Origin of the sequence: Microbulbifer sp. CNSA002 (assembly GCF_047324085.1) — a bacterium.
In the GTDB taxonomy this organism is placed as follows: Bacteria; Pseudomonadota; Gammaproteobacteria; order Pseudomonadales; family Cellvibrionaceae; genus Microbulbifer.
This window is the reverse complement of sequence record NZ_CP172449.1, coordinates 1,892,200-1,907,354: the sequence shown is the minus strand read 5'-3', so window position 1 is coordinate 1,907,354 and position 15,155 is coordinate 1,892,200. Positions and strand designations below refer to the sequence as shown.

13 protein-coding genes are annotated in these 15,155 nt (G+C 44.3%); all 13 read left to right on the top strand.

What is annotated here, in order from left to right:
* The first annotated feature begins 314 nt into the window (after positions 1-314).
* The 13 genes from ACG1BZ_RS08540 (at position 315) to ACG1BZ_RS08480 (ending at position 14,973) form a co-directional block, all read left to right on the top strand.
* A complete protein-coding gene (locus tag ACG1BZ_RS08540) occupies positions 315-587 on the top strand; it encodes a helix-turn-helix transcriptional regulator (RefSeq protein WP_413665225.1) in 273 nt (90 codons plus the stop codon).
* 302 nt (positions 588-889) lie between these two features.
* Positions 890-1,189, top strand: a complete 300-nt coding sequence (locus ACG1BZ_RS08535; protein ID WP_413665224.1) for a hypothetical protein — start codon at positions 890-892, stop codon at positions 1,187-1,189.
* A 1,062-nt stretch (positions 1,190-2,251) separates the two neighbouring features.
* Positions 2,252-2,866 (top strand): bactofilin family protein, encoded by a 615-nt coding sequence (locus ACG1BZ_RS08530; RefSeq protein ID WP_413665223.1) that lies wholly within the window; start codon positions 2,252-2,254, stop codon positions 2,864-2,866.
* A 70-nt stretch (positions 2,867-2,936) separates the two neighbouring features.
* Positions 2,937-4,169, top strand: coding sequence for a hypothetical protein (locus ACG1BZ_RS08525; RefSeq protein WP_413665222.1), 1,233 nt, complete (start codon positions 2,937-2,939; stop codon positions 4,167-4,169).
* Positions 4,169-5,479 carry a MotA/TolQ/ExbB proton channel family protein gene (locus ACG1BZ_RS08520; RefSeq protein ID WP_413665221.1) on the top strand — a complete coding sequence of 437 codons (1,311 nt, stop codon included), beginning with the start codon at positions 4,169-4,171 and terminating at the stop codon, positions 5,477-5,479. The genes ACG1BZ_RS08525 and ACG1BZ_RS08520 overlap by 1 nt, the downstream gene beginning before the upstream one ends.
* Positions 5,472-6,173: a flagellar motor protein MotB gene (locus ACG1BZ_RS08515; RefSeq protein WP_413665220.1), complete on the top strand. Its 702-nt coding sequence runs from the start codon at positions 5,472-5,474 to the stop codon at positions 6,171-6,173. Before ACG1BZ_RS08520 ends, ACG1BZ_RS08515 begins: the two co-directional genes overlap by 8 nt.
* Positions 6,170-7,243, top strand: a complete 1,074-nt coding sequence (locus ACG1BZ_RS08510) for a hypothetical protein (protein ID WP_413665219.1) — start codon at positions 6,170-6,172, stop codon at positions 7,241-7,243. Before ACG1BZ_RS08515 ends, ACG1BZ_RS08510 begins: the two co-directional genes overlap by 4 nt.
* A gap of 813 nt (positions 7,244-8,056) precedes the next feature.
* On the top strand, positions 8,057-8,782 hold the full coding sequence (locus ACG1BZ_RS08505) for a hypothetical protein (protein ID WP_413665218.1): 726 nt from the start codon (positions 8,057-8,059) through the stop codon (positions 8,780-8,782).
* Positions 8,783-9,345: 563 nt separating this feature from the next.
* Positions 9,346-10,497, top strand: coding sequence for a serine hydrolase domain-containing protein (locus tag ACG1BZ_RS08500; protein WP_413665217.1), 1,152 nt, complete (start codon positions 9,346-9,348; stop codon positions 10,495-10,497).
* Between the two features lie 542 nt (positions 10,498-11,039).
* On the top strand, positions 11,040-11,492 hold the full coding sequence (locus ACG1BZ_RS08495; RefSeq protein ID WP_413665216.1) for a hypothetical protein: 453 nt from the start codon (positions 11,040-11,042) through the stop codon (positions 11,490-11,492).
* Between the two features lie 183 nt (positions 11,493-11,675).
* Complete coding sequence (locus tag ACG1BZ_RS08490; RefSeq protein ID WP_413665215.1) at positions 11,676-12,275, top strand: glutathione S-transferase N-terminal domain-containing protein; 600 nt, start codon at positions 11,676-11,678, stop codon at positions 12,273-12,275.
* Positions 12,276-12,455: 180 nt separating this feature from the next.
* Positions 12,456-13,883: a hypothetical protein gene (locus ACG1BZ_RS08485; protein ID WP_413665214.1), complete on the top strand. Its 1,428-nt coding sequence runs from the start codon at positions 12,456-12,458 to the stop codon at positions 13,881-13,883.
* Between the two features lie 205 nt (positions 13,884-14,088).
* Positions 14,089-14,973 carry an alpha/beta fold hydrolase gene (locus tag ACG1BZ_RS08480; protein ID WP_413665213.1) on the top strand — a complete coding sequence of 295 codons (885 nt, stop codon included), beginning with the start codon at positions 14,089-14,091 and terminating at the stop codon, positions 14,971-14,973.
* Positions 14,974-15,155: the final 182 nt, after the last annotated feature.

Sequence of the window (15,155 nt, the reverse complement as noted above, 5' to 3'; positions counted from 1 at the left end):
ACTATCCGAACCTCCAGTTACAACCTGACTCAACTCCCTAGCTTTTTACTTATCTCAAAGTGAGAACTTAGAGCCTATAGATGTCTTCCCGACCCAGAATATGAATTCAGGGCAATAGTTAAAGATTGTGCGCCCCTTGTAGTACATCAGTGAATCACCTAACCTTCAAACACGCCCACCATTGACCGCAATTTGCACAGATAGCCTATTGTTTGGACAAAGTCATATAGCTGTCAGACAGGTGTCGCAAGAATATCGTAACCAATAAGGACTGCCCCCCTGAAAATGGAGCTCAAGTTTCAGAGGACAGAAGTATGGAAGTGAAAGTTAACTCAAAGAAAATTATTAAACTGAGAACAACTAGGGCTTGGAGTCAACAACAACTAGCCGATGTTGCATCATTAAGCCTTAGAACCATTCAACGGATAGAAAAAAGTGGAAATGCCTCTCAAGATTCAATAAAAGCAATATCTTCAGCATTTTCACTGAAGCCCATAGATATAATCCTTCAGGAAAACCCAAAAATATCGATGGCCAAGCAGGGCAGAAAATATCTCACCGCAATATTGGCCCTAGGGAGCCTCTGAATAACTCCGTGATACCTCTGGCATGCAGAGCGGTTCACAATCAAGGCGCGGCTTCGCAGGAATGTCTAGACCTTTCAAGAAGTCGCAACGCGGAGTGTGAATCGCTCTGCAAGCCCCGAAGGGCGGGCCTTGAAGGCCACAGCTGCTGCGTTGCAGCTCTTGCAAAGGACTAGGCCATTCGCGGCGAGCTGCGCCTAACATCTGCAGCCTTCAAGACCCGCAGAGGCATTATGGAGTTATTCAGAGACTCCCTAGGTACGACTTTGCTCTTGTATACCTCCTTATCGTCAGCTTCTCCAATAATGCTTAAGGTAGATGCTAGCACCAGAAACGAGAACCTGGCCTCCGTCCGCCTCCTCAATAACGAAGGAGATGAAAGCGAAATCCAAATCGAAAACACACTTAGGTTCGAGGTATCTGCCGAACAAGTTTCTGAAAACCAAATTCGATTGCAGACAAAAATATATGAATTTGGGGCTTCTAGTGGTTATAAGCAGATAGCACGTCCCATTCTGGTGACAGGGTTCAACCAAGCTGCAGAGGTAGAGTTTAAAACTTCAAACGGAACTCCGTTTAAAATCCAAATTACCCCTGAAATTTAGCCAGCCCAGCAAGGCTGGCCCCCCTGCCAACGCCACCAAAAATATCTCTTGGGCCTACCTTTTTGTGGGTGGGACTGAGAGGTATGCAGTGAGTGATATATATCCTAGCAAAAACTGCCTGCAGCTCCACCCTGTGAAAACAGCCTTCCTGAAGACACCCAATAGTCATTGCAAATAAGTGCACACTTACATTTAGGATAGAATTTTGAAAGCGCAAGAATGCGAGGCTCAGACATTAATCCAAATGCCAACATAAACAATTCTTTACATAGGAATACATCGCATATTGCAACAATATTTTAATCCACAAATCATTAGCGGATTAAAAAACAGGAAACGACGATCATCACGACCAAAAGGTGCTACAAGTCACACTTTTAGCATGCAATCCGTGCTAAATTCAGCGCATTCAAGTCGAGGTCAGCTTGATTGATTGCCAGACCGAAAACGCTGGTAAGCTCGCTGTAGGTAGTATTCCAATCATATATTGTTTTGTGCCAATAGGCTCGATACCCATCAGCAGACAATTAGAAGTATGCCCTCCACAAAAGGAAGTAAATATTTACTTACAGGTCGAGCCTGAAGTAAATAGCGAGAATATAGCGATATCAACAGCAATCGCAAAAATCGATCGTAGCTTAAGGTCAGAAGAGCCTCTTCTTCACCTTGATGCAAGCACGAGAAAACGGGCATTGCAACTTTACGAGAGAGACGAAAACTGTAAAAGGACAAAGGAAGTCGTTCTTAAGGTATGTGCACAATAGGGAAAAGGCAGAGACAGGGATATTTTAGGTGACCAAAAGCACTGATAGTCTAATTTTCTTTTTTAGTAAAACACTCACAGCAAAGAAAAAAATTTGACATAAATGTAGGGCCGTTTGTTTTGATAGGTTTTATTCAGTATCAAAATAATCCGTACCCGCCATTAGAAGTGCCTTATCACTTTTGAAAATTTTGATTTTCCGATTTGACAAAAACCCAACGTATCGACAACCCTGTAACCACGGTTATCGGTGCAATCGACGCAACAGCTGACTTTTCTAAACAGAGAGACTTATTTCTATGAGCACTGACAAAAGCAATGACTCCACACCATTTTTAGCAGGCATGAGCGCTGTTGAGCAGCAATCATCTCTTTCGGGCTCAGGCTCCAAGTCAGTGCTGGGTGAAGGTATTAACTTTCGTGGCGAGCTGATCGGCACCGAAGATCTGCACGTGGAAGGTACTGTTGATGGTACCGTGATCATGGTTGGTCACAATCTTTCTGTTGGCACTGGCGGTGCAGTTACTGCCAATATCCACGCAAAAAATATTGTTGTAGAAGGCACCTTGGATGGCGATGCCCTTGCCGATGAGTTGATCGAAATCCGCAACACCGCACAAGTTAATGGCAATCTGATTGCACCGAGAATCAAGCTGGACGACGGCGGTAAATTCCGTGGCTCCATGGATATGGTTGATACCGATTCCGAAATGAAAGAGCGCCACAAGGAGTTCTCTGATCGTCTGGTACACCCAGACCTGCCCGCAGCAGAAGAGAAGCCCGCAGCCCGTACTCGCGGCAGCTCTACCTACTCCTCCAGCACCACAAGCACGAGCGATTCCTCTCGCCTGTCCGACACCAGCGACTACCTCTTCGGCACTAAAGAGACCGAAGAAGAAGCTGAGGAAAGCTAGGAAACCTTCTTAGTTAATCCTCAATATGGGCCCCGGCTAATGCCGGGGCTTTAGTTTTGGTGTGGGAAATATGTTGCAGCATCATTCATTTGGTATTGCTGCTTTGGTGGATGAAGTCATTCAACCAAGTAGTAAAGTTTTAGATTTGGGATGCCTTTCGTTTGGCACCACACAGCCTTTATTGGAGCGCTCCTGCCAGACATTTATCGAAGATTTACGCAGTCTGCTATTGGATACTTCTGCCCTCGATAAAGAAGTCAGGGCCGTTAAGCTTTCTGAATATCTCACCAAAAAGCCCCAACGAATCAAGCTTGATGTGGTGCTCTGCTGGGATCTATTCAACTTTATGGAGCCTGAGCTTATTACCAAGCTCATTGAGGAAATCCGACCCCACTTAAAGCCGCGTACCATTTTCCATACAATGCTGTACACCGGCACTATGCCCAAGGGGCCCGCGGATTTTAAACGCCTTTCTGGCTTTACCTTCAATACAGAACCGCTCCACCTGGAAGAACCACTGCCCACCTATAGGTACTCATCCCTGAATTTAATGAAGACTATGGGCAACTTCTCCCTGCGCTCTTCCCTGCTACAAAGAGAGGGGATGCGTAAAGACCTTATCGAATTAATGTTTGAGTATGGCAATGTAAAATCGCCAACTTCAGTGATGGCCAGTGGATCATCAGCAGCGGTATCCGCTTTCCAAAAAAACCGCCTTACTAATATTTCGCTAACCGCTCTCGACACCGCCCTGACTCACGTCAAGCGCTCACCGGTCAGCAAAGTTCTGGATATTGGGCAAAAGGCTGGGAGAAATATGGAACACCTCCAAAGGGAGGTGGGCGAACTGTTTATTTCTGATTTTTACTCATCGCTCGCTTGGCAAATCAGCAGAAAAGTGCCATTTGAAGAAGCCGTTCAGGCCGCGTTGCGACAGGCAACCCTACCAAAGGATCTCAATTGCATCCTCCTCTGGGACCTTCTCAATTTCTTTTCCACCGAGCAAATACAATTGATCACTAAAGCCCTGCATCAATATCTCAGTGATGGTGGCGTGATGCACTTTTTGCTATTCAAACAAAACAAGCTTCCCGTCAACTGTGGTGTATTTGAAATTCAAAAGTCGGGCCAGGTTGGAACCTATATTCACGCTTCGGGTAGTAAGCAGCCCCAGCTCCGCACTATCACCGATGTTGTGAAATCTCTACCAGAGATGAAAGTACTCAGCCAGGGAACCGGGCGAATACCCAACGGACCTTTTTATCACGAAATAACAATGCAAAAAGTTGTAAAGGATAAATAATGACCCAGTTTTTCTATCACTGGTTAACCAAGTTGTCTGCGGAACAGGTTACCGACACCTTTCTTATGGTCATGCTTGCCATTGGTGCTATAGCCATAATCCTCTACCCTTTAGGCAAGTTTCCCCGCTTTGTAAAGGAAACGCCGTCACTACTGACTGCCCTCGGTATTTTAGGTACTTTTATCGGTATCATTATCGGTATCTATGGATTTGATCTAAACGATATTGACACCTCAATTTCAGAACTGATGCAAGGTCTGGAAACCGCCTTTATGACCAGTATCTTGGGACTCTTCCTATCCCTGATATTGCGAACTATTTTTCAAATATTCACTAAAGAACAAGCCCCTAAAGCGACAGCAGATGACATACTGCAGGCTATTAACGGTCAGCGCGAAGATCTGGCAAAATTCCAGCGACAGATTAGTGATGAAGTCCTACAGTCACTCACTGCGGTTGTAGAAAAGTTTAATAGCGGCCTGAATGCCCAGATGGGTGAGAACCTACAGCAGTTTACCCAGCAATTAGAGGCCGTATCCCCTGCCCTGCAGGCCCTAATAGATCAGCATCAGCAGCACGCAGAACTCGCAACTATTTACCGCGACCAAACTGCAACTCTTCTCAATGAAATTAATGGTGCTCAGGAAAACCTTCTGCTGTTACACCAGCGTATTACTGAGCTGCCAGAAATTTTCAACGTGATTCCGACCCTGGTAGAGCAGCAGCGCAATCACGCAGAGCAGATATCAATCATGCTGAATGAGCAACAAGCTTCTATTGAAGTTCTACAGCAATCGATCCCCGATATTGCGCCCAAGTTTGAAGCGCTCACCCGAGGAATTGACCAAGCTCAACAGCAACTGGGGGCCCAGGTTTCCAACCTGATCTCCCTGAGTAGGACCCAGGCGGAAGTATTCGACCAAAGAACCAGTAAGGTCGTAGCCCTGGCCGATGTGGTTACCAGTATGGACCCCAACCACTTCTCTAAAGCAATTCACGAGCAGGCTACCAGTCACCGGGAATCCATGGCCGAGCTAGCTCAGCTGATCGCCAAAACTCACAACCAGATGATTACCGAATTGTCACAAGTGATTACTCGCGATCTTAGTAATGCCGATGTCAGTATCAAGCGTCAATATGAACTTCTGGATGAACGTCTGCGCGATGAGGTAGAGAGTGTTATGGCAGCGATGGGCGATGCCCTCGGCACGTTAAGCGGTGAATTCTCCAGAGACTTCCGTCAGCTCATCCAGCAAATGAAGAGAATCGATGCGCAAGCTCAGAGAGTCACTGGAGAGGCGCATGTTTGAAAGCACGCAAGCCAGTAGTGAGTCCAGCGATAGTCAATGGATTAGCCTATCGGACATGATGGCTGGCCTGATGATGGTATTTCTCTGTATTGCCGTCTTTGTAATGCGCTCTCTTATCGACGAACGCGCCAAGATCCGCGAACTCGCAGAGTCTTACCGGGACACCCAGTTGGCCATCTATCAAACTCTGCAACAGGAATTTGCCCACGACTTAACTCGTTGGGGAGCGTCTCTGGATAAGCAAACCCTGGCCATCTCCTTTAATAACAGTGATGCCTTATTTAAAACCGGTGATTTTACCCTGAGCGACAATGCCCGCGAGATTATGTCCTCCTTTGTACCTCGCTACATCGAAGCGCTCACGCCCTATATGGATTCCATTGCCGCAATCCAAATCGAAGGGCACACAAGTTCTGAATGGGGAGATCAATCCGCACCGGAAGCGGGTTATTTCCACAACCTGCGACTTTCCCAACAGCGCTCCCGAGCCGTAATGCAATATGCCCATTCATTACTGCCTTCGCAGCAAGCCGTCCTGGTACGGGCCAAGGTAGCAGCTGTCGGTTACTCCTCAGCTCGCCCAGTCTTGGATAAAAATGGGGTAGAAGATCCAGATCGTTCTCGCCGGGTAGCATTCAGGGTAGTTAGAGACTCTGAGAGCCATATCCTACAAATCCTTGAGGAAGCTCTGTGAACCTCACAAAATTTCAACCCATTCAAAACCGTCAGGCTATCACAGCATTCCCAAGCGCCACACGAGCACTATCAGTACCTTATGTCATTAACGATGGTGATTCATTCTCAGCCGGCAAACGTCCGTTAGCACAGCGCTTGTCTGAAATGCCTGATCGAAACAGCTTAGCCAAAGCCATCCGTACTGGAATGCAACTCGATTCAAGTGATCTGGACAGCGTACCTGTGGCTTGGCGCTACCGGGGTATACCGGTTTTTTTATTTGGCCTGGAACAAAACCCGGACTCTTTTGGTCAAGTTCATATTTACCCCAAGTGCCCAATAGTGAATAACTATAAGGGTCCGGTTTGGATAAGCAGTGACTATAGCGAAGCGCGAAAGGCATTTCCCCAGGATCAACTAAAGCCATGCCCTCACTGCTTACGTCACCTTTACAGCCACAATATTCCCGATGTTGTACACAAAGACCGTTTCGGCAATGTGACCAATATCGACTGGCTGACCTATACCCGATACTTTGCCAGCAATATTTTTAAAAGACACTCTCTCATCTGGAAAAATGGCGAACGCCCCCAAAAAGTTAGTTCTGTATTCACCCCTGAAAACCCGAAATATAACTGCTCTATCTGCCAATGCGATATCAAAGCCGGTGGATGGGCACTCAACCAAGAGCTTGCAGAAAGTAGCGGTCTCCCCAAAGAGATTTGCTTACTCTGTGCAGAGAGAAGGGCCCGTGCCGTCATACTCGCACCACCCCAAGCCTCACTAAGAGCCGCTACATTGCGCTACGAATCCCTGGCAAAGCAACTGGGTAGTGATCCTCAGGCCTCATGGATGATCGCAGAACAGGTAGTCCCAGCATCCTGGCTACCATTAATACAGAGACTCAAATCCCTAATGGGGCCACCCAAAGTCTTCCAAGTAATCGCGCCCAGGGTATTGGCCGTACTATGCTGGCCAAACCTCGGCCGCGCCATCCTTGCCGATGGCACCAAAGAGGCAAAGATACCAGCCAGTTACTCAGTTTGGAGAAAGGCTCAGATTGAGCGGGAATTAGGACTTAGCAACTAGATATATTAATGTGCTGCCTCCGGGCAGCTTATTATTGTTACTTATCGGCCAAACTGGCAACTCTATTTCATCTTGTAGCTCTCTACATCACTAAATCAACCCAGATTAAATCTATTCTCTTCTACCCCACCGAGAATTAGCACCTCCTCAATTTATGGATCCAACAAAACCATTCCAAGAACCTCAAGACTTTTGACCAAGAATGTGGTTATAAATAAGCCACAAAAAAAATTAAACTTTTTAGCTCGGAGTGCCGTAAGGGGATGCAGTATTAGATAATGTGATCACACTACCCCTTCATTCTTTACACATGTAGAAGATTTTCTACTGTAGATTACTTTTTTTTACAAAAGCTATCCCTATAGAAAATAACCAATAGAAAACCAGAAAAAACACAATTAGCCCAAAATATCCATCACAGAAGAACCGACTTAAAAGACCAAAAAATCTATCCTAGAAATCATACTCGATACGACCATCTCCAAGATTGCCAATATTAATAAAAACTACACTACAGGACATTAAAAGGGAACCTACCTCACAAAGGACACAAACCCCTGGGCAATAAACACCCCCGAAAGAAATAACTCACAAACTAAGACAAAATTTGGAAAGGTGTTGCATTTATTTCTTGAACCTAACTTTCATGAAGAGTAACTTGATTAGCAATACATGCATTACAAAAACTGAAATATGATAACTCCTGCTTTTGCAGTTGTGTCCAAGCCAAATAAAAAGGTTCTACTCGACGAGAAATACACCGAGCACATTCGACGCTAAACCAGTCGTCCTATAGTAAGATGGAGATATAAAATGCCAGTAAACAATATAACCCTGCAAGACGCAAAGGCTCGTGTTCGCGCCACATTGCAAGCCGGAGGGCTAGTGATTGTCCAAGAGCCGCATAATGATGTACCTCACGGTTTCTCCTTTGCAGCTGAAGCGATAGCTGACAATAGCGATCAGCCTCACTCATTGTTCGTCGAAGCACCGCATGAAATAAAAGCTGCAGGAACTCTCTCCGCTTACCCCAATAGGATAAAAGACTATTTCGCGGGTGGCGTAACTGACACTGAAACATCAGCGCTACTAATCAATATAGCTTCTCGGAAAAGTTGGGATATAGCCTGTGTGGATTCATGGAGAGGAAATGGAGAGTGGAAATCTTCAGAAAAACGTCAAAAGGGAATAGCAAGAAGAATTATTCACCACTTTAATATAGGCGGACGCCCAGGCGGAATAATCCCTATAGGTTCTGCGCATGTCACAGGGTTAAGAATGGGAAGAAACATGATTGGAGGCCGACGTGTTGCTCGTACTATAAGCACTCTATCAAACCAAATCCCCGATGATCAAGCCATTAACTATCAGGGTTACTGGGGATTGGGAAGGTATATTGCCGGACGAAACTTACAAATGTATAAATTTACAGCTACCGGAGATTATTCCCATATCAGTGCACCGAATGTTTCTCGAGACCTACACATTCAGTTTGTTCCTCGCGACAGAATTTTTAGAGCTCGAAATCTTGCTATCTAGAAATCCCAAAAGCTCTTGCTTTTGTAATGTTTAACATGCATCTGATCCCAGATGATAAACTCAGCCATAATTCAAATTTTCATTTTCCGTCAGCAATCACCACCTACACGAATTGCTGACGGGCCTCTCTCACAATGACACCATTTCTAATAGATTATAAATATAACCTTTCTAGGTCGCATACACTAAAGAATCAAATTCCAAAAGAAAGACTATTGAGAAAATGCCGTTAGCATATATTCCAGTCAACGCCCTAAAGAAAGGAAATATCATTACTAAGGGATATCAAAGTTAACTTGAAATTGAACAAAGGATGTTCAGATCAATACGATGATCTGGTGGCTGTTATAATCTATAATTCTTCGAGCAGAAAGACCTCACAAAACACCTTTCTCTAGCACTTATCTGAAAATAATTATGAACAATATTTAAAACAACCACTTGGCAACAATGTACCAAAACCCTTCATTACATCGAAGCCTCAGAGTATACCAATCGACATAAAATATCTGTATAAACACAGATCCAGCACTTGCTTTAAATATTCATTCGGGCTTATTAAAATGCATATAGGATTTAATAAAACTCTACCAAGGATTCTCCTGGCAGTCACACTTCTAACGTCACCCTTTATCGCACATGCCGACGATTCGTTACAAGAGTTTCTCGAACAAATACTTACTAATGCCCGAGATAGCAACAACCTTCCAGCAGTCGGTGTACTAGTTCAAATCGATGGCGACATCGCTGCCATGGCGGTAGACGGAGTTCGCGCACAGGGCCATAATGAAATAGTAACTATCAATGACCGCTGGCACATAGGTTCTAACACCAAAGCGATTACAGCAACAATGGTAGCGCGCTTAGTCGAGCAGGGCATATTACAATTTGAGGATACACTAGCTGACTCATTTCCCTCTTTTGCAAAAGATATAGACCCCGCTTACCGTAATATTACGATCACGCAATTGCTCAGTCACACTGCCGGCCTACCCCCTTTATCCAGCTGGTATGAGCTTCCTACATTAATGAAAGTAATCGAGCCGGAACACAGTATTCGAGCGCAACGCATGGCAGTCGCACGCCATTACCTCACTGTACCTCCCAGCTCCGAGGCTGGCTCAGCTGAATATTCCAATCTCGGCTTTATCATTGCTGGGGCTATCGCCGAAGCTCGAACAGACAAGACCTGGGAAGATCTCATCAAGGAGCAGATCTTTGCTCCACTTGGTATCAAGAATGCAGGTTTTTCAGCTCCCGGCTCTTCGACCACATTAGATCAACCCCGTGGCCACAAAAAATCCTGGCTGGGCAAGCTCATCCCGCTAGACCCTGCCGACAAAAATAGTGATAACCCTCAAGTAATGGGTCCCGCAGGAACTATCAATATATCACTCCAGGATTGGACTCTTTTTGTAGAAGATCAGCTCAATGGCGTACATGGTCGCGGTAAATTGCTAAAGACTGAAACCTATCGCAAGTTACATTCACCGGTGACAGGCAATTATGCTCTCGGGTGGGGCGCAGTGTACGACTCTGAGTTATCACTTCTTGCACATACTGGCAGTAATGGATATTGGTTTACTGATGTGCGTATCATGCCCAAGCATGACATAATCTTTCTAATTGCGATAAATGCGGGGCACAAGACTGCGGAAAAGTCGATGAAAGATATCCGCAAGCACCTTACAAAACGTTTGAAACCATTTGAGTGATTCACTGGAGCAAGCGGGCTTGATTGTTCAGGTCCGCAGCAGTTTCTCACTCCCTCCTCCTATAGACGCCCACATCTTGTGGAAAATAGCAGCCGCATTAAAGGAAGTCGCCCACCTTTAAATATATTAAAATAAACATTTCTGAAAATTAATTTTATAAAACCACACCTCAGATCCTTAAACAGAATAAGCCAGCATAATTATCAACCCATACGGACACATAGTAAGATCCTATTAACAACTAGTGGGCCAGCTAAAATTTAGCAAACACCGAAATTCGATTCAAAAAGGATTTAACACCAAAATATAGAGATACCTCCTTGTAAACAATGGTGTGATTGGCCATTATTGAACTACCGCTGAGTAATAAGGCACAAGTAAGTAGCGGCCTGTGAATTGACTCTCCATATTCTGACTAGAATAGAAAAACCATCGAAACCAGACAGAAATACTAAAAATACTGACGAAAACAGCTATTAAAAAGCTCCACCCTAGGCAATCAATGTTGCGCCTGGTATAACCTACAAAAATAGATAATACTCATGAAAAAGCTGATTTTCTTTCTACTATTTTCTAGCTGTGCAAATGGAACATCTATAGAGCCTGCAACACTGGAACAGCTTCTAGAAAGCACCGATCACGTTTTACATGTTCTGGTTCAAAAGGTAGATATGATCACCTCAAGCGGAGAAATCACCTTTAATCCAGATGGGAGAACCAGTCCTTTATCAGGGAATAAGATTAGGCTCCATGTTAAATTAATGTCAAATGGTGTAATTAAAAGCAACCTTGATCATGTCCCCCCGGAATTTTACGTAGAACTTTGGGAAATGTGGCACTATCAACTCGGTAATATCCAAGGGTCATCATTAGGCGAAGAGTTTGTTTTTCTGCTGAGAGGTCCAGACTTAAACAAGGTATACCCCCGGTATTTTATGAGAAAAACAGATGAAAAACCTAACATTATTGAACTACTGAAGAAGCTATCTGACTAACTAATGCTACCTCTAAATTCACCCTTAAATTTTCAGTCAGCATGAAAGTCTCAGCATAATGTTTAAACACTAGATTCTGTATACTCTTTTCTAAATATCTCGAGGGGAGGCAACATATAGCTTCTCAGATACTCTTGAATACCCTGCCACTTTCTCCAGCAACACCAAAAAGGAGTACATATTTTGAAATTAATCACAGGCACTGATTCCACCTGGTCCTTAAGAGTCTGGATATGCGCCCAAATCGCAGGCCTCGACATTGAGATCAAAGCCATAGACCTCTCCAGCCCTAACTACAAAAACGAGGTACTTAAATATTCCCAAGCTGGACTTGTACCTGTATTGTTGCTTGAAGATACTTACATTCATGATTCACTGGCAATCGCTGAGTATTTTAATGAGCTCTCCAAAGGTATCTTGTACCCTTCATCAAGTATTGAGCGAGCACAATCAAGAAGCCTATGTGCTGAGCTTCACTCCGGTTTCATCGCCTTAAGAAGCAACTGCCCTTTCACTTTAGATAAAAGCAACTCCTCTCCGGATATGAACCCTGGAATTCAGGCTGAGTTAAAAAGGATTGAAGATATTTTCTCGAAAGCAAAACTGCCCTTCATGTTCGGTTCTGCTGGGGCTGTAGACGCATTTTACGCAATACTCGCTTATAGACTATATGCTTATAATATCTCATTAAGCGAGAAAGCTACCAAATACCAGCAAAGTCTTTTGGAATGGCCTATCTTACAGCAAGCAATTGACCTGGCTGCAGAGTGGAGAAACTCATAATTAAAGCTGTCATCAAATGTCGCTTTGGAACTTTCTTATCAACTCATCGATTACAAGGTTGGCTGTAGCCAGCCTTGTAGTTACAACAGCATCAACACGGCGAAAATTTGTAAGTTATTTACCAAATTTGCCATAATCACTAATAAGGCAATCAATCTTAAAGGGCCTCGGATAAGATACATGCTTATATCCAGCCTACACTTAAGTACTGAGCAAGCAAGAAGCGCCACATCTCAAACTACTTGGCTAGCCATTATCAGCCTCCTCTTAGGCGCAGCCTGTATTCAGTTAGTTATCATGCGCTTTTTTAATGGGCAAATGGCACCGGATGTCTTCGCAAGTTTATTACATCAGCTTGTACAGACTAAGGGCACACCTTCACTTGTCAAATCACTGGTCAGCTACCTTATCCCCTACTCAGCTTTTGTGACCTATACACTCCACCTGGCACTATTGCTTGCTGGGACCCTCTTGATATTGCGTGTTTTTATTGTTTTGGGCGCGACACTCATGTTTTTCGGCTTTATCTTGCTGTGGGGGTTGACTTACATGGGAGAAAACAGCTGGTACTTCGAGTTTTTGTCACCTGCGTTATTTGCCTTAATCTTGGCAGTTAGCATTTACAAGCTCCATAAAGACTCTCAATACAATTTTCGTTCTCGGCTTTTAGGCGCGGTGATAGCACCGAGAGTAAGCCTATTAACCTGGGGTTGTGCGATTGTTGTAGCATCTGCTCTCTTATTTGGGGTCTTTACTATGTCACGCAATGGTGGCGATTACGTATTCACTGTAAGCGCCCTATCCAGCATTACCATTGCCATATTATCAATAGCTTCAAAGTATTTAGACAAGTATCGAAATACTCCCCCCAAACAGGATTCAACTCCGATAGTAGGGCGCTGGATTGATCTTTTTACCTTCACCATCGGGGTAATGTTAGTCTTTCAGGTTTTTGAGGATGGGCTATTAAATTGGTTTACTGTAGAAGGGTACCGAGGTCTCATTAACTCCTATGTCGAATACGGGAATACACCGTATTGGTATCGGGGAGCCTTGGCTTGGGTAGCGGATCACGCCGAGATCTTTATGCCAACCCAGAGACTATTCGAGGCCTTTGCTGCAATCTGTATGGTAATTTTAATATTTCGATTTCCGGTTGTACTGCTGGCGACCGGTCTCTTTGCCATCCTCTCTTTTACAGAATTTGGAGTTACGAATGCTTGGCCTCCCGCTCCAGGCAAGCCTCCCGCCTGGGTATTTGAACTACTGCTTACAACATTGGTTAGCTTTACCTGCGGTCTCTATTACTTACTAGATGCTATTGCGCACAAATCCTGGAAGCATTGGATATTGGGTCCCAAAATATTTGACTCAATATCAGATTTCAATAAGTGTTTTTTATTTGTTTTCTTACTTATTATCGAAGTAATTATATTTTCCTCCACGCCCATACAAGAGGAGACCAAATTCATTGCACTACACTTCTCAGCACTGTCACTTATTCCTTTATTTTTCACTATGATAATTCTGGATAAATACCGGGCAATCACACTCAATATAGATTTTTATACCAACCCAAATGGGAAAAATCATAACCAACTACCGTAAGCTCCCACCTGCTTTGGCTTTAAGCAATCAACCCTATAAAACGGACGTTTGTGCAATTTATATGGCCGGCAATATTGCAGCAACAACTAATAGGAGTAATTCCACGGTACAATGTGGGCATAAGCGAATATTGGTAGCCGAAGCTCCTTCGCCTACGAACTTCCTCTAATATCGTTATAGAAATTTTATTGGGTTAATTTGCATCATGAAGACTCTTCATCTGGTAATTTTATTTAGCATCCTGTCTATTTTTTCTACTTATGTGGCAGCAGAGAGAATCAAGATCGACAACACTCTCACTATCCACTACGAACAAGCGGGTAATGGCGATACGACAATCATATTTATTCCCGGCTGGATGATGTCTACAAAGGTTTTCGAGCATCAACTTGCCCATTTCAAGGACTCCACCCAGTATCGCGCACTAGCTTATGATCCCCGCGGCCAGGGCATGTCATCCAAGCCTGTTGAGGGCCATACTTATCAGCAACACGCTCGAGACTTAGCTGCACTGATTGACAAGCTGGGGCTTGATAGCGTGATTCTCGCGGGTTGGTCCTATGGAGTGACCGAGCAACTGGCCTATCTCAACCAGTTCGGCACTGACAAGATAAAAGCCATGATTATGATCGACACTGGCCCGGAGATTTCTGGGGCCAGCCGGGACGAGTGGGTCTGGTATCTAAATGATGATTCAGACGGATACTCGCGCTCATTCACTGAGGGGATTATTGAGGATCGCGAAAATGTGATTGCAGAGTTCGTCAAATGGATGCTTGAAAATCCCACTGCAGAAAATATTGCCTGGGTGTCTAATATCGCCAATCAAACCTCTAGCAGCGTCGCCGCAATTACCAACGCTACTGGTTTTTACCTCGATTACAGCAAAGACCTTATCGGCCTTGAAGGGAAGATTCCCATGCTATATGTGGTACGAAATGAAGCTAAGGAAGTGGCTGACAAATGGATCAAAGCTAATACCCCTTCCGCCACTACCGCTTATATGGGAAAGCATATGATGTTTTGGGAGAGGCCCGATGAATTCAATGCAGTGATCGATCAATTTCTGAAGAATATAGAAACTAAGTAGCATTTACTATTTTGTTAAACTTAGGGCAGACTGACTTCAGCCTGCCCTAAGCTTTAAGTCTGCAGGCCCTACTTCATCGACTTACCCTCGCTCAACAAGGCATATCTCCTAGTCAAGGCACTTGACATCTAAAGGGTCAATAAATAGATTTAAGTCATATAACAATAAATTGTTAACTTCTT